The sequence below is a fragment of the Halomonas huangheensis genome, assembly GCF_001431725.1.
GTDB classification, from domain to species: domain Bacteria; phylum Pseudomonadota; class Gammaproteobacteria; order Pseudomonadales; family Halomonadaceae; genus Halomonas; species Halomonas huangheensis.
Window position 1 is genome coordinate 1,298,250 of the sequence record NZ_CP013106.1, and the last position, 25,115, is coordinate 1,323,364.

Sequence of the window (25,115 nt, forward strand, 5' to 3'; positions counted from 1 at the left end):
TATCCCACCGATAAGGACATTGCATGCGGATAAACGACGACGCCCCGCATTGAGCGGGGCGCCGGGTCCTGGGCAGGCAATCGACGGTCAGCCACCGGCGAAGGCGATGTACATGGCGATGACCAGCACCACCAGAGCAATACCGGCGGGAACGGCACCCTTCCAGGGCGTCAGGTCGACGGCACCCACGTCCTGCTGTATCCAGGACTCGGCACGCGGACGCAGTGCACCGATTACCAGCATCATGATCACCAGCAGCGCAAACACCAGCGCCACGAAGTGGAACTCATTCATGATGGTGGGAAGTTTGTTGAACGGCGGAATGAAGTAGCCGGCGAAGATCAGCAGGCAGCCGCCAACCAGCGCGATCTTGGCTGCCATCGGCGGTACACGACGAGTCAGCAGGCCGACCAGCACCACGGCGAGAATCGGGATGAAATAGATGGCATTCATCTTCTGCAGGTAGCCGAACAGACTTTCCTGGCCGGCCAGCAGTGGGGCAATGATCATCGCCGAGACCGCCATGATCCAACCGAAGACCTTGCTCGCGTTGACCACCTGCTCATCGGTCGCGTCTTTCTTCAGCACAGCCTTGTACAGGCCGAGACTGAATAGAGTGGTGGTGGAGTTCAGCGCCGAGTTGAAGGACGACAGGATCGCACCAACCATGACGGCGGCAAAGAAGCCGGTCAGCGGCGCAGGCAGAACATTGAACACCAGATGACCGTAGGCTTCGTCGGCCTTGACGCCCTGGTCGGCATACAGGTGATAGGCAATGATACCGGGCAGCACCAGATAGAGCGGTCCCAACAGCTTGAAGAAGCCGGTCAACAGCACACCTTTCTGGCCTTCGGCAAGGTTCTTGGCAGCGAAGGTACGCTGGATGATCTGTTGATTGGTCGTCCAGTAGAACAGGTTGATCAGGAACACACCGGTAAACAGGGTGAAGAAGGGCACCTGCTGGTCCGAGCCACCGATGGAGTTCAGCTTGTCAGGGTTGGTTTCCTTGAGGATCTCCCAGCCTGCCATGATGCCAGTGTTGTCACTGACGGCCTGCAGGCCGAAATAGACAATCACGAAGCCACCGGCCAGCAGGCCAACACCATTGAGAGTATCGGAGACGGCAACGGTACGCAGGCCACCAAACAGAGCGTAGATGGAACCGATAATGCCGACAATCCACACCGTCAGCCACAACAGTGTTGTGCTGGATTCGATACCGGTCAGGGACTGCAGATCAAGCATTCCCTGCAGGCCAATAGCGCCGGAATAGAGAATGATCGGCAGCAGAATCACCGCGTAGGCAATCAGGAAGATCACGTTACAGATCAACTGAGTGCCCTTGTCGAAGCGAATCTCCAGTAATTGGGGAACTGTGGCGATGCCGCTCTTGAGAAAGCGCGGCAGGAAGAACAGGCCGAGCGCCACCAGGGCGATAACCGCGACGACTTCCCAGGCCATGACGCTGAGGCCATCGCTGAAGGCCGACCCGTTGAGACCGACCATCTGCTCGGTGGAGAGGTTGGTCATCAACAGGGAGCCGGCAATCAGCGGAAAGGTCAAGCTGCGCCCAGCGAGAAAGAAACCGTTGGTGCTGGCATGATCGTCGCGGCGCGTGATGCGCCAGGTAATGAATGCGACCAGTCCAGTAAAGAACAGGAAGGACGCAAAGGTCAGTAGAGGCATGGGGTAACTTCCTTGCGGTCTGGGATGCTGTGCCTTGTGAGACGCAGACAGTCTACTGTAGTCAATTCCAGTGTGATGTCTCGCAAGAACATTGTGCCTCAGAGCCATCAGGTGTCGTTGGGGTGAGACGTTCCACCTTCCATATCGATCATCCTGGTCTGGGGGCAACACAGCACCGCTGGTGCTTGATATCTTCCCCGGGACGCGCTGAAACCATGCTCAGATGCGAAACACCACACCAGCTATCGGGAGTCACGTTCAAGCTGGTGGTCTATCCTTCTGCTCTTCAGCGTAGATCCTGTGACTGTCGAGAAACCGGGGGAGTTTTCCCAGTCAATGATCGACAATGTGTAGCCAATGGGAGTAGTTAGGGAAACCTACGGACAAGCTTCCTATAGATGGCTACTTAATGGATTAAGAAGAGCGACAAAAACGTTGCTTAACTACAACCGGCGTAGTCTAGCCACTTTGACTGCGACAGCTATTCGCCTTTTGTCTTATACGATGGCCGGGCTGTCAGCTCCGTGGCTTCTGAGCAAGGACAACAATGGGGAAACGCGTCGCCGTCGCGGTAGGGCACTGGACCGAAGGGAAGGGGCTGAAACCGAGTGCTGAAAACGCACAGCGGGCGAAGTTCCAATGGTTGCAGTGACGGTTGTGTTGCCGTGATGATGTGGCTGGAAACAGCCTACCCTGATGCCAGCGAGCACGAGTACGTTGAACCTCGTCACTCGGAAAAAGACAGCAGCCCACCAGGCAATGCCAACGGAGAACAGCGATGCCAAAGCCGACACCAAGGCCCGAAGAGGTTATTGATTTCTGGTTTCAGACCTTGAGCGCTCGTCAGTGGTTTACCAGAGACGAAGCGCTGGACAAACAGATACATACAACCTTCGGCAGGACGCTTGAAGCGGCCGCTGCCGGTGAGCTTTGGCAATGGCGTACCTCGGCACGAGGTCGGTTGGCGGAGATTGTGGTGCTTGACCAGTTCTCGCGCAATATTCATCGAGGCTCGGCGCAAGCTTTTGCCAATGATGGCCAGGCTCTGGCACTGGCTCAGGAGGCGGTGGGGCACAAGTCTGATCGCTGTCTGGATGTGGCATGGCGGGCATTCCTGTACATGCCGTTCATGCATAGCGAGTCGCTGGTGGTTCATGATGAAGCGCTGCGCCTGTTTGATCAGCCGGGTCTGGAAGATAACCTGCGTTTCGAGCATCGACACCGCGAAATCCTGGTGCGCTTTGGTCGCTACCCTCATCGCAATGAGGTGTTGGGGCGTGAGTCCACTGCCGAGGAAATCGAGTTTCTGTCTCAGCCGGGCTCGTCGTTCTAGCTCGCTTGGGTGTTGCAGCTTTCTCGGTAAGCAGTGCAGTCTCTATAATTCAGCAATCGCTTCAGGATGAATAAAGGGAGACAGGTATGGGCTTCATTGCATGGTTGATCATCGGTGGCGTGGCGGGCTGGATTGCCGGCAACATCATGCGTGGCGGTGGGTTCGGCTTGCTCGGCAATATTGCCGTTGGCATTGTCGGTTCACTGCTGGGTGGTTTGTTGTTCAGCCTGTTGGGGCTGTCCGCCGGTAACTTCATCGGCTCGCTGGTCACGGCGGTGGTCGGCTCGGTGTTGTTGTTGTGGGGCGTGGCGAAGTTCCGCAGTCGCTGAGCAGCAAGGCGCTCCGGGCTTGCTGTGAGCTGTAGCGTGACACTGGAGACGCTCGTAGCTCATGACATGAAAAAGCCACCGGCGAGGCCGGTGGCATAAGGTCACATGCTGGTGATCGATGAAACTCCTCAGGCAGTCGCGGAGGCCTTGCTACCGACCATTGCCTCGAGGCTGTTTTCGATGATGGCCATGCCTTCCTCGAGGATCTCGTCCTCGATGGTGACCGGCATCAGGAAACGGATGGTGTTGCCGAACATACCGCAGGACAACAGGATCAGACCCTGTTCGCGGGCACGTTTGCAAAGCTCTCCCGCCAGCTCCGGCGCCGGTTCACCCTGCTCATTATTGAGTTCGAAGGCGGCCATGGAGCCAAGGTTGCGCGGGTAGACCACGGCATCGAAGCGTTGCTCCCACTTGGCGAAGCGTGCGGCCAGCTTGTCACCCAGCGCCTGGCTCCGGGCCAGAATGTTTTCCTCTTCGAACACTTCCAGTACGGCCAGGGTGGCAGCACAGGACACCGGGCTGCCGGCGTAGGTGCCACCCAGCGAATTGGCGCCGGAAGCATCCATGTGCTTGTCAGTACCGACTATCGCGGAGATTGGCATGCCGGCCGCCATGCTCTTGGCCATGGTCATCAGGTCCGGCTCGACGCCGCTGTGTTCGATGGCAAACAGCTTGCCGGTACGTCCAAAGCCGCTTTGTACCTCGTCGACGATCATCATGATGCCGTGCTCGTCGCAGATCTCGCGGATCTTGCGCAGGAAGCTGGCAGGTGCAGCATAGAAGCCACCTTCGCCGAGCACGGGCTCAAGGACGATAGCCGCAGTATCACGCGGGTTGGCGTCAGTCTTGAGCACCATCTTCAGACGGCGGATGGATTCTTCCTCGCTGATGCCGTGTTCGGGAACCGGGTAGCCCGCGCGGAACACGCAGCCGGGCATGGTGCCAAAATCGCTGGCATAGGGAGCGACCTTGCCGTTCATGGCCATGGTCATGAAGGTACGGCCATGGTAGCCGCCGTCGAAACAGATCACGTTGTTGCGGCCAGTAGCGGCACGGGCGATCTTGACGGCATTTTCCAGTGCTTCGGCACCGGAGTTGACCAGCATCACCTTGGCATCACCGCGTACCGGCACGACCTGTGCCAGTTTCTCGGCAACCTTCACATAGCCTTCATAGGGCATCACCGTCTGGCAGGTGTGCATGACCTTGTCGAGCTGGTCCTTGACGGCCTGCACTACTTTTGGGTGACGGTGACCAATATTGAGAACGCCGATACCACCAGCAAAGTCGATGAAGCGCTTGCCGTCGGCATCCCAGATCAGAGAGTTCTCCGCGCGATCAGCAAAGGCAGTGGCTGGGCTGGCTGCGCCTTTGGCGACGTAGCGTTCCTTGAGTTCGTTGAGCTGTGCATTGTTCATGACTGGTCTCCACTGGAGGGTGACTGATTAGCGTAGTTGCTGTTGTCGCTACCCGCATCGTGATACAGAGGCTTACAGCCCGCCGACGCAGGCGTACTTCAGTTCGGTGTATTCATCCATACCGTGGCTGGAGCCTTCGCGTCCCAGCCCTGACTCCTTGACGCCACCAAAGGGCGCGAGTTCCGTGGAAAGAATACCTTCGTTGACCGCTACCATGCCGTACTCCAGCGCTTCCATCGTGTGCCAGATGCGGCGATAGTCGCGGGCATAGAAATAGGCGGCCAGACCGAACTCGGTATCGTTGGCCATGGCGATGGCTTCGTCGTCGCTGTGGAAGCGGAACACCGGTGCCAGAGGGCCGAAGGTTTCTTCACGGGCGACACGCATTTCCGGGGTAACGTCACGCAATACGGTCGGCTCGAAGAAGGTGCCACCGAGTTGATGAGGTTTGCCACCACACACAATCTGGGCGCCCTTGTCGACCGCGTCGGCGATGTGCGTCTTCACCTTGTCGACCGCTGCGGCGTTGATCAGTGGCCCCTGCAGGACGCCCGGCTCGAGTCCGTTGCCGACCTTGAGTTCTGCGACTCGGCGCGCCAGTTTCTCGACAAAGGCATCATAGACACCATCCTGGACCAGCAGGCGGTTGGTGCATACACAGGTCTGACCGGAGTTGCGGTACTTGGAAGCCACTGCCCCTTCAACGGCCGCATCGAGGTCTGCATCATCGAATACGATAAAGGGAGCATTGCCGCCCAGTTCCATCGAGGCCTTCTTGACGGTGTCTGCACACTGCGCCAGCAGGATCTTGCCGACACCGGTGGAGCCGGTGAACGACACCTTGCGCACTCGTGCGTCGCCAGTCAGTACCGGGCCGACTTCGCGCGGTGAGCTGGAAGTGACGACATTGATCACACCTGCGGGAATGCCGACTTCCTCGGCCAGGCGAGCCAGTGCCAGGGCCGTCAGAGGCGTTGCTTCGGCAGGTTTGATTACAACGGTGCAGCCTGCGGCGAGAGCAGGGGCGCACTTGCGAGTGATCATTGCCAGCGGGAAGTTCCAGGGAGTGATGGCAGCAACGACTCCGACTGGCTCGCGGAACACGAGGATACGCTTGTCGGCGCCATGCCCTGGCAAAGTCTCGCCTGCCATACGCTTGGCTTCTTCGGCGTAGTACTCAACGAATGCCGCTCCGTAGGCGACCTCACCGATGGCTTCAGCCAGTGGCTTACCCTGCTCGCGGGTCATCAACTCGGCGAGAGCCTGCTGGTTGGCCATGATGGCGTTGAACCAGGCCCGCAGGAGAGCAGAGCGCTCCTTGGCCGTCTTGCGCTTCCAGGGGTGCCAGGCAGCATCGGCGGCGGCGACGGCATCGCGTACCTGATCGGCACTGAGTTCTGGGACATGGGCGAGGGTTTCGCCGTTGGCGGGGTCGGTAACGGCAAAGCTACGCTCGGCGCTACACCACTGGCCGCCGATGAATGCCTTGTCGATGATCAGATCCTGATAGCTGGGCATGTAGCGCTCCGAAGCAGGGGTGTGTTGTGTCATGTTTGACGAGTGTGCATTATTTGAAACAGTGCGCCAAGAGGCCGTGACGAATTTTTCCTTCTCGACTTCGTAATGAAGCAAATTATGGTTGTGGTTGTTTCGAGGCATCGGCGTGGAGGTTGCTTTCAGGTAAACTGTGTCGCCGAATTCCTGCGCCGCCGAATCTCGGCGTCGGTGGTGCCGAAAGACCCTATTGGCGAGGTGAGCCTTGGTTGACGTTGTTGATGCCTGGTGGGCCCAGCAGTTGGTGCTGTGTGACTGGGCTTTCATGCCTGATCCCCTGATGTTGTCTGAAGAGGCAGCACGCGAGCGTCTGGCTGCGCTGGGCGTGGCGGATCGTGGTGAATTGGCCTGGCGCCTTGTCGAGCAGCGGGCAGAGGTGGATGTATCTGCTGCCCATCTGTTGGCTGGTCTGGAGCTATCCGCTCTGGCCGGAGCCGCAGGCTGGCTGAGTCATGATCAGGCTCGGTGCTGGGGGCATTCTCATTGTCGGACAATTCATGAGCGCTATGCCGATCTCGATGACTGGCTCCAGGCGCTGTGCGCTGCGCGTAGCCAGGATGGTTGGGTGGTTGGCGATGGCGGGTTGCTCGAGTCCTGCCAGGCGTTGTCGAAGATCGAGGCGGATAACGAAGGCGTCACCTGGGACATGCTGGTTACCGCTCTAGCGGCAGCTCCGGCTGCGGCCATCTGGCCAGATGCCCCTGATCAGCGTGTCTGGCGACTACGTGCTGGCTTCGCTCCTGTGCTGGCGACTCCTCCGAGTGAGCTTGATTGGCAGGATGTAACGGGTTGGCTGGGCGAGATGTGGCAAATTCACGGTCATGACGATCTGGTACGCGCCATTTTCTGGCTGTGTGGCCAGGGTGATCGACAGGGTTGGGATATAGATGCCGCAAGACTGATGTCAGTCAGCGCCGAGGAAAGACTCGCCTGGAGTGAAGGGTTGGGGCCTCAAGAGCGTGGCTACGGTCGCTTGTTGTGCCAATACGTAGAGCAGGGGGAGCCGCTGGAATGGGCCGCCTGGGACTGGTTGCGAGCCATTGACCTTGCCTGGGCTGGACTCTGTGCTGGCTGGCTGGATGAACAGGAAAGCCGTCTGCTGGCAACACATGCTGGTGACCTGGTGTTGCGTCGCTACAGTGACTGGAGTGCTCTGGCCCGTTCCTGGCAGAGAGGGCGGAGTTTGTTCGAGGGGCTGGATCGCTTGCCGATACTGGCTCAGGACTGGAAATTGCTGATGACGTCGCCGATCAGTCCGTGGCGGATGCCCTTGCATGATGTGTTGGATGCGGAAAGCCTTGAGACGTCGCGGCAACATATCCGGCAATGGCGGGGGGATGCGCGCCATTGGGTATTGGCTCTGGCTGCTGTGCGTGAGCCTGAACTGGCGACGCGCCAGGGAGTCACGCCAGAGGTTCCCGAAAGCCGAGCTCTGGAAGCACGCAAGTATCTTGTCGACAGCCTTGAGTTGCATGCCGATGAGGGCGCCCGATCATTGGTTCGTTATTGGCTGCCGGCGCAGGCGCACCATCTCAATCAGTTGGCGGCAGACGCTTCGCATCGCTCGTTACCGGCTGCCAATACGCCCTTCGGTAGTGTGTCGCCCAACGATATCTCGGCGCGGGATTCTCTGGCGACTGCAACACGGCATTCGGCCACCATTCACATGGCCGAGAAGTATGCATTCTACTTGCTGATGTCTATGGACAGTGGTCAGTTTGATGACGCAGAACTGCTGAAGATGGCGGTCAGTCTCAAGGATGTTCTGTGCCGATTCTACTCATCTCCCAAGCGTCTTCTGGAGGCCTGGGCCTGCTGGGATGCCTTGCTTCCGGAGCCGGACCAGCCGGCATTGACTCAGGAAATTCGCTGGCACCTTGATGATCCAGGCAGTCTTTTCCACTGGTTGGATTGGACCAGTGAGACGTGGCAGGAGCCGGGAGAACGGCCGTGCCTGACGCATTTCACTGCACTATCGCTGGTTGGTCCGCTCAACAGTGCGGCGTGGAACATGCCGCACGTGGAAAGCGAGCGTGAGTCAGCCTCCATTCTTGACTGGATCGACAGTCACTATGGGCTACATAGTGCTGTGGAACTTATCGACTTCGTCAACTTTCTGCTCGAGGCAGGGGACCGTCAGGAATACCAGATCAATTACGCACCTTACACGCTGAATGAAGCACGTCTGAGTTCGGAAATCGCCACTCTGGAGTCGGACGAATGCAATGAAGAAGAGCGTAACCATCTGGCTCGCCTGACACGAGTGCGAGACAACGTCGAAGGCTGTAATGACACAGATCTTTGTGCCTGGGATCTTGCTCAGGCAGTCGATCTGGCAATTGCCGGCCGGCAACTTGGCTGGTTGTCGGTAGATGACTTTCGGTCGTTGCTGGAAAGAGCGCACAACCTTGCATCACATCATTATGCCGGTTGGCAGGATTATGCTCAGGGTCTTTACGCTGGATTCTCCTTTTTCATGGGCGAAACCGATGAGCGGGACGCGTTCCTGGCGAGTTTCCGCCAGGCACTGGTGAGTTGGTTGACTGCGGCTCCACCTCTCGCCGGGAGCTGGGCGAGTCTTGATTTCCCCGGCGCGCGTCCTCGTCATTGGGCGCCTTTGCATATCGATACACTACCCGGGGATGGTCGTACGCTGCATTGAGCAAAAGACTATGGTAGAAATTGCCAAAAAATGTGATACAGGCTATCGTCAAATCGTTTGATATTGGCTAGTATCTCTTGACAAGTTCAGAAGGCTTTCCGTAAAGAGAAAGCCCATTACGCCAATTTAGTGAGTCTACGGGGCGCTATGGCAGTGATGCTCGATTTTTTCGCGTCACTACCACAGCGGCTCTCAGGCCTCCATCGAGACTGAGTCTCGAGGTTTGGTTTGGCTCAGGGAACGAGGGTTACTTTCGAATGAGTGTCGTAACGACATATGGTGCTGCTGCGGTACTTCTTCTTCTAGCAGGGGCTCTGACCGGTTGTGCATCCAATAGCCAAAAGGATGTGGCGGACAACGACTACTATTCACGTAGCATGCCGACGCTAGCTGACCGGGTGTCTTCTGCTCAGTCACTGGCTGCACAGGACAGCTATCTGACCAATCCTGCCGGGGCCATTCGTGAGGCCTTGATGGATGAACATGACCGTTGGGCGGGAACACCTTATCGTCTGGGTGGCACCTCTTTCAGTGGTATTGATTGTTCAGCGCTGGTACAGAATGTCTTCAGTGAGGCGTTCCAGGTTGAGCTGCCTCGCACTACCGGTAGCCAGGTGAATACTGGGGTTGCTATTTCGCGCTTCGAGCTTGAGCCCGGTGACCTGGTCTTCTTCCGTCCTCCCGGCAACCGTCATGTTGGTATCTATGTCGGAGATGGACGCTTCCTGCACGCATCATCCTCGCGTGGAGTAATGATCTCCAAGCTCAATAATCGATACTGGTCGCGTTATTATTGGCAGGCTCGCCGCCCGATGGAGCCGACTGAGCTGTCACTGCGCCAGCTAGCTTATGGCAGCAGCTACGGCGGATAAGCTTCTTCCGAATTTGATGCGCAGATATCCCCCGAATGGCCGGACTCAAGGAGTCCGGCCATTCGCGCTTCATACCCTACCCGTTCCTTGTATCGACTGGTTTCTATAGGGCGTCGCTGTGCGCAATGGCGTAATCAATAAAAGCGCGTTCTGCACGGGATAAGTAGCCGCCACGTTGCCAGGCCAACGAAAGCGTCAGCCAGGTGGGTGGTGAAAAGGACACGGCTCGAAGGTCTGGTTCGTCGATAACCCGTCGCAGAAACGTTGTGATACCGAAGCCCTGTCGCACAATAGCTTTGGTCAGAGGAATCAGGTTGGATTGGAAGGCGACATCGGGCTGCATGTTCAAGCGTTCCGCCATGTGGTCAATAAACTCACGATGAAAATAGCCGTCCTGGAACAGCACCAGAGGTTCCGCGAAGAAATCCTCCGGGCGAATACTGTCGAATTCAGCGAAGCGATGCTCGCGAGGCATGCAGACGACCATTTCTTCCGTCAGGAGTGGATGGCACTCCATCTCCGGACTGACTCGATCATCGACGATGATGCCCAGATCCAGCTGTCGTTGTGCAATCAGCCCCTGTAGGCGGCGAGCGCCTGCCTCTATGACGGTAAGTCTGATGCCGGGGTGGCTGGACTTGAAGCCCATCAGCAGAGGCGGCAAGTAATAGGAGCCGAGCATGGATGGGATGCCGATGCGCACTTCACCCTTGACCAGGCCTTTCAGCTCGCTCATTGCCAGTTGTGTGGCATCCGCCTGTGCCAGCAGGCGTCGGGCGTGGTCGAGCAGTACTTCTCCTTCAGGTGTCAGTGAGATTCGGCGATCCTGACGATGGAACAGCAGTGTGTCGAGGCGTCGTTCCAGTCCGGCGATGGTCTGGCTGACCGCTGATTGCGCGGTGTGCTGGGCACGTGCCGCTGCGCTGAAACTGCCGTGTTCGACAACTGCGACGAAGACTTTCAGGGCGCGTAGATCGAAAGCGTGGGTCATAAGTAAACATGATGGAATGCATCATTTCCTTCTGCTGGCACGATGGAAGTGAAACATGGATCATGCCGTTATCCAATCGGAGATTGTCATGATTCAAGCTCGAACCGCCGCCTGGTGGCGCGCGACCCTGGCCCTTTGTCTTGGCTCCATGCTGGTATTCATCAACCTGTATGCGCCGCAACCGCTGTTGCCGGAGTTGCGTGCCGGGTATCAGGTCTCGACCTTGATGATTGGTCTGGTGATGTCGCTGGCGACACTGACGTTGGCGGTTTCATTGTTGGTCTATGGGCCATTGTCGGATGCCATTGGTCGTGGAGGCATCATGCGTCTGTCGTTGCTGGGGGCCGCAGGCGTCACGCTACTACTGGCATGGGCTCCGGACATCAATAGTCTACTGGTGCTGCGTGCGTTGCAGGGGTTGGCATTGGGTGGGCTACCGGCGGTCGCGATTGCCTGGATGGGGGACGAGTTTCATCCCGCAGCGATTGCCCCGGCAGTGGGGCTGTATATTGCTGCCAACACGCTCGGCGGGATTGGTGGACGAATGTTGGGCGGCTCCATCGGTGACTGGTGGAGTCCTGAGGTGGCTTTTCTGAGCATCGGTGGTATTACGCTGATGGGGGTGGCAATCTTCTGGCGATTGTTGCCGCAGGCTGACTCCTTTCGTCCGCAACCATTTCAGTTAACGCAAGCAGCAGGGAGCTTGCTCGGCCACTTGCGCAATCCACTGCTGCTGGGCGCCTATCTGATTGGTGGTCTCAACTTTCTGGTATTCATCAATCAGTACAGCTACATGACGTTTCGCCTGGCCGAAGCTCCCTTCGAGCTGGATGCTCACTGGCTGGGATTGCTGTTTCTTACCTACCTGGGGGGAACCCTGGGCTCTTCGATCTCCGCCCGTGTGGCGGCACGGCTATCGGCTACCGGTAATATGCTTACCGGTATTCTGATCATGATGTGCGGCACCGCTATTACGCTGGCCCCGGTTCTGCCGTTGATCGTGGTCGGCCTGACCATCAGTGCCTTTGGCTTCTTCCTCTGTCATGCCACAGCTTCGGGGTGGGTGGGGCGTCAGGCGGTTCATGCGCGTGGCAGTGCCTCGGCACTGTATCTGGTGTTCTATTACCTCGGGGCAAGCCTTGGGCCACTATGGATGGAGCCATTCTGGCTATGGCGCCACTGGGCGGGAATCGCGCTGTCCTCGTGGTTGGTGCTGATCTTTACTCTTGGTCTGGCTATCTGGTTGAGGCATCGTCAGGCTCGAGCTTTGCAGCCGGTGCTTGACGCGAGCCCCTGAGTCCGGAGCACCGGCGTGATGTCGGTGCCCCGGAGGTGCATCAGGAGTGTGACTGATCTGGAATCACGCTGGGTGAGGCTTCGTCTCCCCAGATTTCCTCGAGTCGATCAGGGCGACCGCAACCATTCTTGTACAGGCGATAGCGCACGGGATTCTTCTGGTAGTAGTCCTGGTGGTATTGCTCTGCAGGATAGAAAGTAGCCGATGCATTGATTTCGGTAACAATGGGATTGTCGAAGAGCTCGGCAATTGCTTCCTTGCTGGCCTCGGCGCTCTCTCGCTGGCCATCATCGATAGGGAAGAGTGCGCTGCGATAGGCATCACCGGAGTCGCAGAACTGACGGTTTTCCACGAACGGGTCGATGTTGCGCCAGAATACGTAGAGCAGGTCGTCGTAGTTTACGACATCGGTATCATATTCCACCTCCACGGCTTCGGCGTGATGCGTGCCTCCTGCGCTTACTTCCTTGTACGTGGGATTATCGGTGTCACCACCGATATAACCTGACGTAGTCTCGAGCACGCCATCAATCTTGTCGAAAGCTTCTTCCATGCACCAGAAGCAACCGCCGGCAAAGACGGCCTTTTGTGTATCGGCCATGGCCAGGCTGCTGGTGAGGGAAAGGCCTCCGGCCAGAGCGAGTATCAGGCTGGAGCTGGCAAGTTTGAATGCTGGCATAGTGAATGACTCCATTGCAGACAAGTGGTCGGGAAAAACTGGCGATGACCTTTTGTCGTTACAGTCTTGCACAACTTACATACGGGATACTGTCGAATTCTTCTGTGTAGGCGATGGTGTGGTGTAAAGAAAGTACCTCATTTGTCGACAGTGTATGAGTAGACTGATGCAATGCTGACGATCAAGGATGAAGTTGCTCTTGTTGTCATGCGTTGCCATTGATTTATCTGGTGCCGAACGAGGAGGCGCAGTTGAAGAACACAAGGAAATGGTTACTGGTCGGCATACTGGTCGCCCTGGTTGTTGCCTTCTTTCTCAGTGGCGCCAATGACGCCTTTACGCTCGAGTCGATCAAGGCACAGCAGGCGCAGTTCCAACTCTGGTGGCAGGAGTCTCCGTGGACTGTCGCCGGTGGTTTTCTGCTGATCTATGTGGTCATGGCTGCCCTGTCATTACCGGGAGCTGCGCTGCTGACGTTACTCGCAGGCGCCTTGTTCGGGTTCTGGACCGGGCTGGTACTGGTTTCCTTTGCCAGCACCATCGGGGCTACTCTGGCCACGATTCTGGCCCGGACGCTGTTGCGTGATAGCCTGGAGAAGAGATTCTCCCAGCAACTCAAGCGCATCAATGCTGGAGTTAAGCGTGAGGGAGCCTTCTACCTGTTTACGCTGCGCTTGATTCCGATCTTTCCATTCTTTGTCATCAACCTGGTGATGGGGCTGACGCGTATGCGTCTGCGGACCTTCTATTGGGTTAGCCAGCTTGGCATGCTGCCAGGCACTGCCGTATTCGTGAATGCGGGACGGGAACTGGGCGGTTTATCTTCGTTGTCGGGCATCCTGTCACCGGGATTGCTGGTGTCTTTTGTGCTGATCGGGGTTTTCCCCTGGCTGGCTCGTGCTCTGGTAGGGCTGCTCAAGCGTCGTCGGCTGGCACGTCAGTATGATCGTCCGGCAACGTTCGATCGCGATATTGTCGTGATCGGCGCTGGCTCAGCAGGTCTCGTGGCCAGCTATATCGCCGCCGCAGTGCGGGCCAGGGTAACGCTGGTGGAGCGTGGGAGGATGGGCGGCGACTGCCTGAATACCGGTTGTGTCCCATCCAAGGCGCTGATTCGTGCGGCGAAGTCCGTCAAGGAAATACAACAGGCGTCGCGCTTCGGCGTTGAGGCTGGTGAACCGAGAGTCGATTTCGCGCGGGTCATGGGCCATGTGCAAACGGCTATCCGTGACGTAGAGCCGCACGATAGCCCCGAGCGTTATCGTAGTCTGGGAGTCGATGTGGTCGAGGGTGAAGCGCGCCTGATGAGTCCGTGGCGAGTACGCATCGGTGACCAGGAACTGACGACGCGCCATGTAATCATTGCCAGCGGGGCACGTCCACGTGTTCCCGACCTGCCGGGTATCAACGATATCGCTGTGCTGACATCGGATAATCTCTGGCAGTTGGACGCTCTACCCAGGCGCCTCGTGGTACTGGGGGGTGGGCCAATCGGCTGTGAGTTGGGACAGAGCTTTGCGCGATTGGGAAGTACTGTCAGCCTGGTCGAGATGGGCAGTCAGTTGCTGCCCCGTGAGGACTCCGATGTTGCTGAGTGGGTGCTGAAGGGGCTTGGTGACGATGGTGTGCAGGTACAGCTGTCGACGCGGGCACTGCGTGTCGTTGCCGGTGGTGGTAGTGACGGTCATCTGCTCGAAGTAGAGGTCGTTGAGGATGGTGAAGCGCGCATGATGTCCATCGAGTTCGACGAGCTGTTGGTGGCCATTGGGCGGCAAGCCAATGTGGAAGGGCTGGGTCTCGAGGAATTGGGCGTCGGCACACGCGACAACGGCACGCTGGATGTCGATGGTGCTCTGCAATCGGTGTTGCCGAATGTCTGGGCCTGTGGCGATGTGGTGGGTCCCTTCCAGTTGACCCATGCCAGTGCGCACCAGGCATGGCACGCAACGGTCAACGCGCTGTTCGGTGAGTTCAAGCGTTTCTCGGTCAATTACCGAGCATTGCCGGCAGTGACCTTCAGTGATCCGGAAGTTGCCCGTGTTGGTCTCAATGAGACGGAGGCCCTGCAGCAAGGGGTCACCTATGAGGTGACTCGGTATGAGTTGTCTGAGTTGGATAGGGCAATAGCCGACGGCAATGCCCACGGAGTGATCAAGGTTCTGACCGTACCAGGCAAGGACCGTATTCTCGGAGCCACTATCGTTGGTACTGGGGCGGGCGAGATGTTGGCAGAGTTCACCTTGGCCATGACGCGTGGCATCGGACTCAACAAGCTGCTCGGTACCATCCATCCCTATCCGACGTACTCCGAGTCGGTCAAGGCAACTGCCGGAGTCTGGAAGAATGCCCATAAGCCGGAAAGGCTGCTGGGGTATCTCGCGCGCTACTTCGCGTGGCGGCGAGGTGGGAATTGATGGAAGAGTGGGTTGGATGGCCTGTGGTTTCCGCACGGGAATCTGCAGCCTCGTTCGGTCTGAGGACCGGGCGAGGTGGTTGGTGGACAAGACAGCGAGGGGGGGAGACCTGATGCTTGATCGCTGGGCCATGCCCTTGACTCAGAAGCCGTTGCAACGGGTTGCCCGTGTTCTTGATCAGTATGGTGCGACCCCTGATCAGGTGACGCTGATCTCTTTTCTTGTCGGTATTCTGGCATTGCCGCTGCTGGCCATGGAGGTGTATGGCTGGGCGCTGCTGGTGATTGTGCTGAACCGAGTGGGGGATGGCCTGGACGGGGCGTTGGCGCGCTTGTCTGGCCGGACCAGTGACGCGGGTGGGTTTCTCGATATCGGGCTGGATTTCGTATTCTATGCCGCAGTGGTGTTGGGGTTTGCTCTCGCTGATACCGAGAGTAATGCGCTGCCGGCGGCTGTATTGCTGTTTTCATTCATTGGCACCGGCACGTCTTTTCTGGCCTTTGCGATCATGGCGGCGCGATACGATCTGCAGCGCCCGCATTTCCAGCGCAAGGCGTTCTATTACCTGAATGGGCTGACAGAAGGTACCGAGACCGTGTTGGCGCTGATTGCCTTCTGCCTGTGGCCACAGCACTTTGGCTGGTTGGCCTACGCCTTTGCAGCCGCTTGTCTGGTGACCACGGCCACCCGTATCTGGGGAGGTTATTACACGCTCAGGGGAGTGATCGGTACTTCTTGAGGCAATGCTGGAAACAGCTCTGGAAACAATTCCTGAGAAATAATTTCCAGTAAACAATGCTGGAAAACAACAACCCCTGATGCAAGCCAATGCATCAGGGGTTGTGAGTAAGGTGCTCTGGGCATGTGCAGTAGGTGTTGGAAACACACCAACCGTGCCTTGGCACTTACTTGCAGCTTGTCACGTGCTTACGGTTTGTCACGTGCGATCAGGCACTTATGACATCCCGGGCACTTATGACATATTAGTGCTCGTGACCTTCCGGGCCATGCACGTGACCGTGTTCGATCTCTTCCTGGCTCGCTTCGCGAACTTCAGTGACTTCGACGTCGAAGTTGAGGTTCTGTCCGGCCAGCGGATGGTTGCCATCCACAGTGACGGTGTCGCCTTCAACCTTGGTCACGGTGACCATCAAAGGTCCACCTTGAGTCTGAGCCTGGAACTGCATGCCTGATTCGATGCTCTCGACACCCTGGAAGGCATCGCGCGGCACTTCCTGAACCAGTTGCTCCTGAACTTCACCATAGCCCTCGGCCGGTGAGACGTTGGCAGTCAGCTTGTCGCCAGTTGTCTTGCCTTCCAGCTCCTTCTCCAGACCGGGGATGATGTTGCCGGCGCCGTGGAGGTAGGTCAGCGGCTCGCGGCCTTCAGAGCTGTCCAGCACTTCACCTGCATCGTTGGTCAGGGTGTAGTGGAACGCGACAACGGAATTCTGCGCAATCTGCATTGGTGAACCTTTGGTGAGTGCGTGTAAATAACCATGGTAACGCGTCAGGGAAGGCACTGTCATGGGATGGGACAAATTTCAGTTTGAGATGTCAAAGCCTGAGCGAGATTCAACCTCAGCGTTGTGGCAGTTGCGTGCCATTGGCGGTGGGGCTACCCTCTGACAGGCTTCCCATTCAAAGCCTTCTTTACGTCACTTCAGTGGAGTCCATGATGCTGTTATCCGTGATCTGGTTGATTGCCTTTGCCGTGATCCTTGCCTTGCTGATCAAGAACTGGGATTCGTCGGTCAATGCGGCTCTGGATCGTCTACTCCCGGCCGTGCTGCGTAGTGATGATGACCGGTGGGTGTGGTGCCCAGCGATTGCTGTACTGGTCGCTACCACGATTGTATCGCCGATTGACATGCTGATGACGCTGCTGGTTATCGGGCTGTTGCTGCTGATCGGTATCAAGCTGGGCTGCTGGGTAATGGGTAAGGTGAAGTTTCACTGATCCTGGAGCCTGCAGGGCGGCATTGACGATTCGGCACTTGTGAAATGCTGGACTGAAACACACGACCCCGCAGCCTTGGCTGCGGGGTCGTGTGTTTCAGGTATCGGAGAATGGATCAGTAGATCGGGGATCAGTAAATAGGGCAATGATCAGTAAGGAGCAACGCTGAGACGCGACCCGCTGCCGATCAGACGCACACGCTGGCCCACCTGGAAGGCTTGATCGGCTTTCTGCACCACAACAACGGTCTGGCCACTGTCCTTGCGGATCTCCATTTCCCAGGCGGCCGTACGGTTGGCGGCCTGTTCAGCCTTGCTGCCGGCCACGGCGCCACCGATAGCGCCCACTGCGGTAGCGATATCCTTGCCGGAGCCACCGCCGACCTGGTGACCGAGCAAGCCACCGAGAACCGCGCCGCCACCGGAACCGAGAATGCCGGAGGACTCGCCTTGGATCTGTACCTGGCGCAGTGCTGAGATGGTGCCGAGCTCAACGCTTTGTGCGGTCTGAGCGCCCTGGCCAGAATAGACGTTGCCCGAGTACTGTGAGGTGTTGGCACAGCCCGCCAGAGTCAGGACACTGAGCGCCAGTACGGGAAGAATGCGGGTCGTCATGAGAATATCTCCTTGCGTGACATGCAGCGTCGCTAGTTTGTGAACGCTGTTCGAAAATGCTTCATTGCGGATTTCGACACGTTTTTTCCAGGTCGGTTCCCTATCGGGGGGTAGTTTGGCACCGCAATGTCTGCCGTACCAGAGGCTCTGGTGTGATTAATCGCTGGAGCATGTCCCGGGACAATAAAAAGGGAGGCGCGATGGCCTCCCTCGAATGCGCTGCAGTTGTGGCTGGTTATCAGCCGAACTGATTCATGGTGTTGTCCTTGCCACCAGCCTTGAGCGCTGCGTCGCCGTGGAAGAATTCCTTGTGGTCATCACCGATGTTGGAACCGGCCATGTCCTGGTGCTTGACGGTGGCGATGCCTTCGCGAATCTCGCGACGCTGAACACCCGCCACATAGGCCAGCATGCCTTCGTCGCCGAAGTAGCCCTTGGCCAGATTGTCGGTCGACAGGGCCGCCGTGTGATAGGTCGGCAGCGTGATCAGGTGGTGGAAGATGCCAGCCTCACGGGATGAGTCGCGCTGGAAGTTACGTGTCCACTCGTCAGCCAGTTGGCCCAGTTCGGTCTCGTCGTAGCGTGCGTTCATCAGGTCCGCACGCTCGTACTGGGAAACGTCCTTGCCTTCGGCCTGCCAGGCATCAAATACCTGTTGGCGGAAGTTCAGCGTCCAGTTGAAGGACGGAGAGTTGTTGTAGACCAGTTTGGCATTGGGTACCGCTTCACGGATACGGTTGACCATGCTGGCAATCTGGCCGACGTGGGGCTTCTCGGTCTCGATCCACAACAGGTCGGCACCGTTCTGCAGGCTGGTGATGCAGTCGAGTATTACGCGGTCTTCACCGGTGCCTTGTTTGAACTGATAGAGGCCAGATGCCAGGCGCTTGACCTTGACCAGCTTGCCGTTCTGCTTGATCACCACATCGCCGTTGTTGATGTCTTCGGCAGAGCTGATTTCATCGCCATCGAGGAAACTGTTGTACTGGTCGCCCAGGTCGCCAGGTTCTTGAGTCACCGCGATCTTCTGAGTCAGGCCAGCACCGAGGGAGTCGGTGCGTGCCACGATCACGCCGTCGTCAACACCGAGTTCGAGGAAGGCGTAGCGAACGGCATTGATCTTGGCGATGAAGTCTTCATGGGGCACGGTGACCTTGCCATCCTGGTGACCGCACTGTTTCTCGTCGGACACCTGGTTCTCGAGCTGGATACAGCAGGCACCAGCCTCGATCATCTTCTTCGCCAGCAGGTAGGTTGCCTCGGCGTTGCCGAAACCGGCATCGATATCGGCAATGATCGGCACTACATGGGTCTCGTGGTTATCGATCTGCGCGGTGATGTCCTTGATCTTGCTGTCGTCGCCGGCCGCCTTCGCTTCATCGAGCGCACGGAACAGATGGTTGAGTTCCCAGGTGTCGGCCTGGCGCAGGAAGGTGTACAGCTCCTCGATCAGCGCCGGAACACTGGTCTTTTCGTGCATCGACTGATCGGGCAGTGGACCGAATTCACTGCGCAGTGCCGCGACCATCCAGCCGGACAGGTACAGGTAGCGACGCCTGGTGGAGCCAAAGTGCTTCTTGATCGAAATCAGCTTCTGCTGACCGATAAAGCCATGCCAGCAGCCCAGTGACTGGGTGTAGTTGGCGGTGTCTGCGTCGTAGGCAGCCATGTCCTCGCGCATGATAGCGGCGGTGTAGCGGGCGATATCCAGGCCGGTGTGGAAGCGGTTCTGGACGCGCATGCGGGCTGCGCTGGCAGCGTCGATGTTGTCCCACTGGCCGCGCTGGGCTTCACGCAGTTGTGTCAGTGCCTTGAGTTCTTCATTGAAGGTCATGGTCGGGCCGTCCTGTATCACATGATTGCTCAACGCGGTTCGCGAATCGGGCCGCTGGCCGCCGTAATCTCGCGGGGTGAGGCGAATGCTTGGGCAATGCCGCTATGCTGCACCTGCGAAAGTATAGTCAGGTTTCGATGTATGAGCCGTCGACTTTTCATGACGGGAACGAAACCCGGGTGATACGGAAAATCTTCACTACAGATGAACTGTCTGGGGCTTCATCAAGTGCTTTTCCGTAACCACCTTGAGCACCACTATGGCCCATGATTGCGGGGTTTAGCCATTGACACTTGGGGGTATGGGGGGTTGTAGTATAACTACAGGAAGTGCCATGGGTGGCAGGTTCCTGTAGTCATATTTCCTGCGCGGGAAGAAACGGAACTCAGTCTTGATTGTCGAGTTGAAGAGTCATGTTGCGATGCGGAATCCCGGCGTCGAGGAACTCCTCTCCCCATGCGTGGAAGCCTAATTGTTCATAGAAGGCAAGGGCATGGGTCTGTGCCGCCAGTTCCACTTCTGTGTGACCGAGTTGCTGTGCCGCATTGATAGTGGCGCGCATCAGTGCCGCGCCGACGCCAAGGCCCCGGGCTTCAGCGTGTACGGCCACGCGGCCGATATGGCCATCGGGCAGCAGACGTGCGGTTCCCAGTGCCCGGTCGCCTTGCCAGGCCAGCAAGTGCAGACACTCCGGGTCCCGGCCATCCCACTCTTCCTCTTCAGGGACGGCCTGTTCGATGACAAACACTTGATAGCGAATGGCTCCAGCGACCTCGCCGAGCTGATCCCAGCTGCCGCTCTCGACACGCAGGTCAGTCATCGTAGTCGTCCTCTTCATCCGGCCATACCAGGCTGCCTGCATCGAAAAGCTGTGTGATGACCCCGGCCGCACCAGGCAATTCCAGCAACTCGGCATCGATGGCGTCGAGGCTGGCCAGGGCGCGAGCCAGGCGAATGTCGCAGAGAACTCCGTCACCGTCCACGAAGAGGGTGGCACGATCACTGGACACGGCCCGCCACGCCAGTCGTGAACCCGGTGCGCGCTCGAGAGACTCGCCGTTCTGTAGTGCAGTAACAAGCTCGTCCACATCGGTGGGTGTCTCACTGGGAGCCAGTTGATCCACATATTTGGGCTGTGTCATGACACGCCCGAACCACTGGGCCATTTGATCGGGGTCGTCGAGGGTATCGAGGATCAAGGTGCGCATGCGCTCCAGGGCCGCATCATCCAGCTCTGAAGCATCTCGGGGAGGGGGCATGCCAGCATCGCTGTAGCGTAGTGATGACGGCATCTGCTCGCCGAGGTAGTCGGCAAAGGAGGTGATCGCCTCATCCGCTGATGGCGCTCGGAAACCCACCGAGATGGTCATGCAGTCGTCACTCTGGCTGACCCCATTGTGTGACCAACCGGGGGGTAGATAGAGCATATCGCCGGGTTCCAGCACCCAGTCATGTGCCGCGCTGACCTCGAAGGTCTCGAGAATGCGCAGGTCTATGCCCTGGATGATCGGGGCATTGTCGGCAACCTTGCCGCCCAGTTGCCAGTGGCGTTCGCCGCTGGCTTGAAGCAGGAATACGTCGTACTGGTCGACGTGCGGCCCGACGCTGCCACCTGGTGGCGCATAGCTGATCATGATGTCATCGAGTCGCCAGCGCGGCAGGAAGCTGAAGTGTTCGAGCAGAGCCGCGACCTCCGGGACATAGTGGTCGACGGCCTGCACCAGCAGTGTCCAGTCCTGTTCGGGGAGGCGGGCGAAGGTTGTTTCGTCGAAGGGGCCGTGGCTGATCTGCCAGGCGCCATTCTCGCCATGTTCTTCCACCAACCGCGCCTCGATGTTGTCCTCACAGGCGAGGCCAGCCAACTCGTCCGGCGAGAGCGGGCTTTCGAAGTCGGGAAAAGCGCCACGGATCAGTAGCGGTTTACGCTGCCAGACATCACGCAGGAAATCCTCGGCGGAGAGGCCGCCAAGCAAGGTCAGTGGCGTTGTGGCAGACGAGGTGGAAGTAGATGGGCTTGCATCTGGCGATGAGCTTGGGTCGGACATTGGGTGACTTCCATGGATGGCTCGGGTTGCAGAGTCAGCATAGCCGTTTCCTCGCCCCTGAAGGGCAGACCCCACCCTCATGAAGGAGGATGGGGTCTGGGAGGATGCCTTTGGCTTTGGCTTTGGCATCGGCCGTGCTGGTCGGGGCTGGAGGTCCGCGTTACAGGCGTGAGGCCTGGTCGACGGCGTTGCCGATATAATTGGCCGGCGTCAGTTCCTTGAGTTCGGCCTTGACTGCTTCGGGCAGTTCGAGGCTATCGATGAAGGCGGCGAAGCCAGCCTGATCGATACGCTTGCCGCGGGTCAGCTCCTTGAGCTTCTCGTACGGTTTCTCGATACCGTAACGGCGCATGACCGTCTGAATCGGCTCAGCCAGCACTTCCCAGCTGTTGTCGAGGTCTTCGGCGAGGCGAGCCGGGTTGGCCTCGAGTTTGCTGATGCCCTTGAGCGATGCCTGGTAGGCAATCAGGCCGTAGGCCAGGCCCACCCCCAGGTTGCGCAGTACGGTGGAGTCAGTCAGGTCGCGCTGCCAACGCGAGATCGGCAGCTTCTGAGCCAGGTGGCCGAGAATGGCGTTGGCCAGACCGAGGTTGCCCTCGGAGTTTTCGAAGTCGATGGGGTTGACCTTGTGCGGCATGGTCGAGGAGCCGATCTCACCCGCAACAGTTCTCTGCTTGAAGTAGCCCAGTGAGATGTAGCCCCATACGTCGCGATCGAAGTCGATCAGGATGGTGTTGAAGCGGCACATGGCATCGAACAGCTCGGCGATGTAATCGTGGGGTTCGATCTGAGTCGTGTAGGGGTTGAAGGTCAGCCCCAGCTCTTCAACAAAAGTGCGCGCGTTGGCTTCCCAGTCGATTTGCGGATAGGTCGTCAGGTGAGCGTTGTAATTGCCCACCGCACCGTTGATCTTGCCCAGCACTTCGACGCTTTCGATCTGCTTGAGCTGGCGGCGAAGACGATAGGCGCTGTTGGCCATCTCCTTGCCCAGAGTCGTCGGGCTGGCAGTCTGGCCATGGGTGCGAGACAGCATCGGTTGTGCGGCATGCTCATGGGCGAGGCGTGCCACTTCGTCGGCGACCTGGTGCATGGTCGGCAGCAGGCTGGCGAGGCCATCCTTGAGCATTACACCATAGGACAGGTTGTTGATGTCTTCACTGGTGCAGGCGAAGTGCACGAACTCGCTGACCGCGTGGAGTTCGGCATTCTCGGCAATGGCTTCCTTGATGAAGTATTCGACTGCCTTGACGTCATGGTTGGTAGTGCGCTCGATATCCTTGACACGCTGGGCATCTGCTTCACTGAACTCGCTCAACAGCTGGTCGAGAAATGCATTGGCTTCAGCGGACAGCGCTGGAACCTCGGCAATTTCGGGATGAGCCGCAAGGCGTTGTAGCCAGCGCACCTCGACGATGACGCGGGCACGAATCAGACCGAATTCACTGAAGTGCTCGCGAAGGGATTCCGCCTTGCTGCCATAACGGCCATCGACGGGCGAGAGTGCGGTAAGAGCTGAGAGTTGCATGATATTGGTCCGGCTACAGGTTCTGGAGGTCAGTGAGGAAGTTCAGTTGGCGCGATGAACAGGCTGTCAGAGTTCATCAAGGGCGCGCTTCAGAGCATTGCGCTGGAACATCAGTTTCCAACGCCGGCCACCTTGCTGATGCCAAAGCAGGCCAAAGCGAATACCCGACAGCAGGCAGGTGCGTACGCGCTCAGGCATCATGCGCGACTGCAACAGTGACGGATCACCCTGGACGATGATGCGATTCTTGAGCGTCGAAAGCGTTTTCTGGTAGGCCTCACCCAGGCTGGCGACCACATTCTCGTGAGTGTTGCCGAAATGTTCGGCCTGGGCCTGGATGCGCTGCAGGTGCGCACCGAGCTCATCCATCATCGTCGGCTGAGCGCGCAGGCGGCTTGTCAGCATCAGTAGACTGAAGCCATAGCGCATCACCACTGGGTTGGCCTGACGCTTGCCTACGACGCCTCCAAGGGTATCGAGGCCCAGGCGCAGGTTGTTGGGGTGGCCGCCGTAGATGGACTCAAAATCAGGTGGGTTGGTGTCGAGGGTGGCGTTGATCTGAGTTTCCCAGGCGCGACTGTCCACCTGGCCGGTGCGTGCCAACTCATCCACCAGGTATGCCGCCTGGAAGACACCGGCGAGGGCAATGGCCTGGCGTGCAGCCGATGACTGCGGGGCTCTATGAATGGGAACTGAATCGTTCATGCTGCCCGCTCCTGTGCGTTCCAGGTGGATCGAATGACGCCACCGCCAAGGCAGATATCATTATCGTAGAGCACCAGCGACTGCCCCGGTGTGACCGCGCGCTGTGGGTCATCAAAGAGCACTTCGACACCACCATCGTCGCAAGTACGAATGGTGCAGGGCACGTCACTCTGGCGGTAGCGCGTCTTTGCTGTGAATCGGCCTTCGGTGGCGGGAGGCTCACCAGCTATCCAATCCATGGCTTCCGTGGCCAGACTATCGCTATAGAGTAACGGATGGTGCTTGCCCTGGACGGCAATCAGTACATTGCGTTCGAGATCCTTGCCAGCAACATACCAGGGTTCCTCGGGGTATCTGGCCAGCCCGCCAATGCCCAGCCCCTGGCGCTGGCCAAGGGTGTAGTACATCAGGCCCATATGCTCACCGATGACGTCGCCATCGGGAGTCTGAATGGTACCCGGTTGTGCGGGGAGGTACTGACGCAGGAAATCCGAGAATCGGCGTTCACCGATAAAACAGATACCTGTCGAGTCCTTCTTGCGTGCTGTCGCCAACCCATGACGCTCGGCAATGGCACGAACCTCGGGTTTCTCGATCTCGCCGACCGGGAACAGGGTGCGGGCGATAGCCGCTTCCGGGACTGCGTGCAGAAAGTAGCTCTGATCCTTGTTGTGATCGAGCCCCTTGAGCAGGCGCGGGCGACCATCGCGCACCTGTTGGCGGACATAGTGACCGGTGGCGATCATCTCGGCACCGAGCATCTCGGCATAGTCGAGGAACACCTTGAACTTGATTTCGCGGTTACACAGGATATCCGGGTTCGGTGTACGGCCCGCCTTGTATTCCGCCAGAAAGTGCTCGAACACGTTGTCCCAGTATTCGGCGGCGAAGTTGGCCGTATGCAGCTTGATACCCAGACGATCACACACAGCCTGAGCATCCGCCAGGTCGTCTTTGGCGGTGCAGTATTCGGTGCCGTCGTCCTCATCCCAGTTCTTCATGAACAGGCCTTCCACCTGGTAGCCCTGTTCAAGTAGGCGAAGTGCGGATACGGAGGAATCGACGCCGCCGGACATGCCGACGATGACCTTGCCGGTAGGCACTGACATGGCAACTCTCGGACGTAGGTGGTGGCAAATGGGCGGGAATTATACATGAGCTACGAGCTACGAGCTACGAGCTACGAGCTACGAG

21 protein-coding genes are annotated in these 25,115 nt (G+C 58.2%); 8 read left to right on the forward strand and 13 right to left on the reverse strand.

Going from position 1 to position 25,115, the window contains the following annotated elements; translation table 11 throughout:
* Positions 1-87 precede the first annotated feature (87 nt).
* The gene (locus tag AR456_RS05885; protein ID WP_021820438.1) at positions 88-1,686 is read right to left on the reverse strand and encodes a solute:sodium symporter family transporter; all 1,599 of its coding nucleotides are present in this window, start codon (positions 1,684-1,686) and stop codon (positions 88-90) included.
* A 778-nt stretch (positions 1,687-2,464) separates the two neighbouring features.
* Between AR456_RS05885 and AR456_RS05890 the strand changes: the two genes are divergently transcribed.
* Both AR456_RS05890 and AR456_RS05895 read left to right on the forward strand, forming a co-directional pair.
* Positions 2,465-3,019 carry a DUF924 family protein gene (locus AR456_RS05890; RefSeq protein WP_021820440.1) on the forward strand — a complete coding sequence of 185 codons (555 nt, stop codon included), beginning with the start codon at positions 2,465-2,467 and terminating at the stop codon, positions 3,017-3,019.
* 86 nt (positions 3,020-3,105) lie between these two features.
* A complete protein-coding gene (locus AR456_RS05895; protein ID WP_021820441.1) occupies positions 3,106-3,348 on the forward strand; it encodes a GlsB/YeaQ/YmgE family stress response membrane protein in 243 nt (80 codons plus the stop codon).
* A 128-nt stretch (positions 3,349-3,476) separates the two neighbouring features.
* On the opposite strand, the gene gabT is transcribed toward AR456_RS05895, so the two are convergent.
* Positions 3,477-4,769 (reverse strand): 4-aminobutyrate--2-oxoglutarate transaminase, encoded by a 1,293-nt coding sequence (gene gabT / locus AR456_RS05900; RefSeq protein ID WP_021820442.1) that lies wholly within the window; start codon positions 4,767-4,769, stop codon positions 3,477-3,479.
* A 72-nt stretch (positions 4,770-4,841) separates the two neighbouring features.
* Positions 4,842-6,287, reverse strand: a complete 1,446-nt coding sequence (locus AR456_RS05905) for an NAD-dependent succinate-semialdehyde dehydrogenase (protein ID WP_021820443.1) — start codon at positions 6,285-6,287, stop codon at positions 4,842-4,844.
* Between the two features lie 241 nt (positions 6,288-6,528).
* Here AR456_RS05905 and AR456_RS05910 point away from each other — a divergent pair, with 241 nt between their 5' ends.
* Complete coding sequence (locus AR456_RS05910; protein ID WP_021820444.1) at positions 6,529-8,985, forward strand: DUF1266 domain-containing protein; 2,457 nt, start codon at positions 6,529-6,531, stop codon at positions 8,983-8,985.
* A 257-nt stretch (positions 8,986-9,242) separates the two neighbouring features.
* Entirely contained in the window at positions 9,243-9,857 is a 615-nt protein-coding gene (locus tag AR456_RS05915) for a C40 family peptidase (protein WP_021820445.1), read from the forward strand.
* A 103-nt stretch (positions 9,858-9,960) separates the two neighbouring features.
* Here AR456_RS05915 and AR456_RS05920 read toward each other — a convergent pair whose 3' ends face one another.
* Positions 9,961-10,848 carry a LysR family transcriptional regulator gene (locus tag AR456_RS05920; protein ID WP_021820446.1) on the reverse strand — a complete coding sequence of 296 codons (888 nt, stop codon included), beginning with the start codon at positions 10,846-10,848 and terminating at the stop codon, positions 9,961-9,963.
* A gap of 88 nt (positions 10,849-10,936) precedes the next feature.
* Here AR456_RS05920 and AR456_RS05925 point away from each other — a divergent pair, with 88 nt between their 5' ends.
* Positions 10,937-12,145 (forward strand): MFS transporter, encoded by a 1,209-nt coding sequence (locus AR456_RS05925; RefSeq protein WP_031208602.1) that lies wholly within the window; start codon positions 10,937-10,939, stop codon positions 12,143-12,145.
* A gap of 40 nt (positions 12,146-12,185) precedes the next feature.
* On the opposite strand, the gene msrA is transcribed toward AR456_RS05925, so the two are convergent.
* Positions 12,186-12,824: a peptide-methionine (S)-S-oxide reductase MsrA gene (msrA, locus tag AR456_RS05930; RefSeq protein WP_021820448.1), complete on the reverse strand. Its 639-nt coding sequence runs from the start codon at positions 12,822-12,824 to the stop codon at positions 12,186-12,188.
* Positions 12,825-13,075: 251 nt separating this feature from the next.
* On the opposite strand from msrA, the gene AR456_RS05935 reads away from it, so the two are divergent.
* Together AR456_RS05935 and AR456_RS05940 are read left to right on the forward strand one after the other, a co-directional pair.
* Positions 13,076-15,238 (forward strand): FAD-dependent oxidoreductase, encoded by a 2,163-nt coding sequence (locus AR456_RS05935; RefSeq protein ID WP_031208603.1) that lies wholly within the window; start codon positions 13,076-13,078, stop codon positions 15,236-15,238.
* A 112-nt stretch (positions 15,239-15,350) separates the two neighbouring features.
* Positions 15,351-15,977, forward strand: coding sequence for a CDP-alcohol phosphatidyltransferase family protein (locus AR456_RS05940; RefSeq protein WP_021820450.1), 627 nt, complete (start codon positions 15,351-15,353; stop codon positions 15,975-15,977).
* A 244-nt stretch (positions 15,978-16,221) separates the two neighbouring features.
* On the opposite strand, the gene slyD is transcribed toward AR456_RS05940, so the two are convergent.
* Positions 16,222-16,704, reverse strand: coding sequence for a peptidylprolyl isomerase (gene slyD, locus AR456_RS05945; RefSeq protein WP_021820451.1), 483 nt, complete (start codon positions 16,702-16,704; stop codon positions 16,222-16,224).
* Between the two features lie 209 nt (positions 16,705-16,913).
* On the opposite strand from slyD, the gene AR456_RS05950 reads away from it, so the two are divergent.
* A complete protein-coding gene (locus AR456_RS05950; protein ID WP_236995545.1) occupies positions 16,914-17,198 on the forward strand; it encodes a hypothetical protein in 285 nt (94 codons plus the stop codon).
* 149 nt (positions 17,199-17,347) lie between these two features.
* Here the strand turns inward: AR456_RS05950 and AR456_RS05955 are convergent, their stop codons facing one another.
* The 7 genes from AR456_RS05955 to mnmA form a co-directional block, all read right to left on the reverse strand.
* On the reverse strand, positions 17,348-17,812 hold the full coding sequence (locus tag AR456_RS05955; protein ID WP_021820453.1) for an outer membrane lipoprotein: 465 nt from the start codon (positions 17,810-17,812) through the stop codon (positions 17,348-17,350).
* A gap of 238 nt (positions 17,813-18,050) precedes the next feature.
* Complete coding sequence (locus tag AR456_RS05960) at positions 18,051-19,646, reverse strand: isocitrate lyase (protein ID WP_021820454.1); 1,596 nt, start codon at positions 19,644-19,646, stop codon at positions 18,051-18,053.
* Positions 19,647-20,031: 385 nt separating this feature from the next.
* The gene (locus AR456_RS05965; protein WP_021820455.1) at positions 20,032-20,466 is read right to left on the reverse strand and encodes a GNAT family N-acetyltransferase; all 435 of its coding nucleotides are present in this window, start codon (positions 20,464-20,466) and stop codon (positions 20,032-20,034) included.
* Complete coding sequence (locus AR456_RS05970) at positions 20,459-21,691, reverse strand: ribosomal protein uL16 3-hydroxylase (RefSeq protein WP_021820456.1); 1,233 nt, start codon at positions 21,689-21,691, stop codon at positions 20,459-20,461. The genes AR456_RS05965 and AR456_RS05970 overlap by 8 nt, the downstream gene beginning before the upstream one ends.
* Positions 21,692-21,851: 160 nt before the next feature.
* Complete coding sequence (gene purB / locus AR456_RS05975; protein WP_021820457.1) at positions 21,852-23,216, reverse strand: adenylosuccinate lyase; 1,365 nt, start codon at positions 23,214-23,216, stop codon at positions 21,852-21,854.
* A gap of 66 nt (positions 23,217-23,282) precedes the next feature.
* Positions 23,283-23,921, reverse strand: a complete 639-nt coding sequence (gene hflD, locus AR456_RS05980; RefSeq protein ID WP_021820458.1) for a high frequency lysogenization protein HflD — start codon at positions 23,919-23,921, stop codon at positions 23,283-23,285.
* The gene (gene mnmA, locus AR456_RS05985) at positions 23,918-25,060 is read right to left on the reverse strand and encodes a tRNA 2-thiouridine(34) synthase MnmA (RefSeq protein WP_257721119.1); all 1,143 of its coding nucleotides are present in this window, start codon (positions 25,058-25,060) and stop codon (positions 23,918-23,920) included. Before mnmA ends, hflD begins: the two co-directional genes overlap by 4 nt.
* Positions 25,061-25,115: the final 55 nt, after the last annotated feature.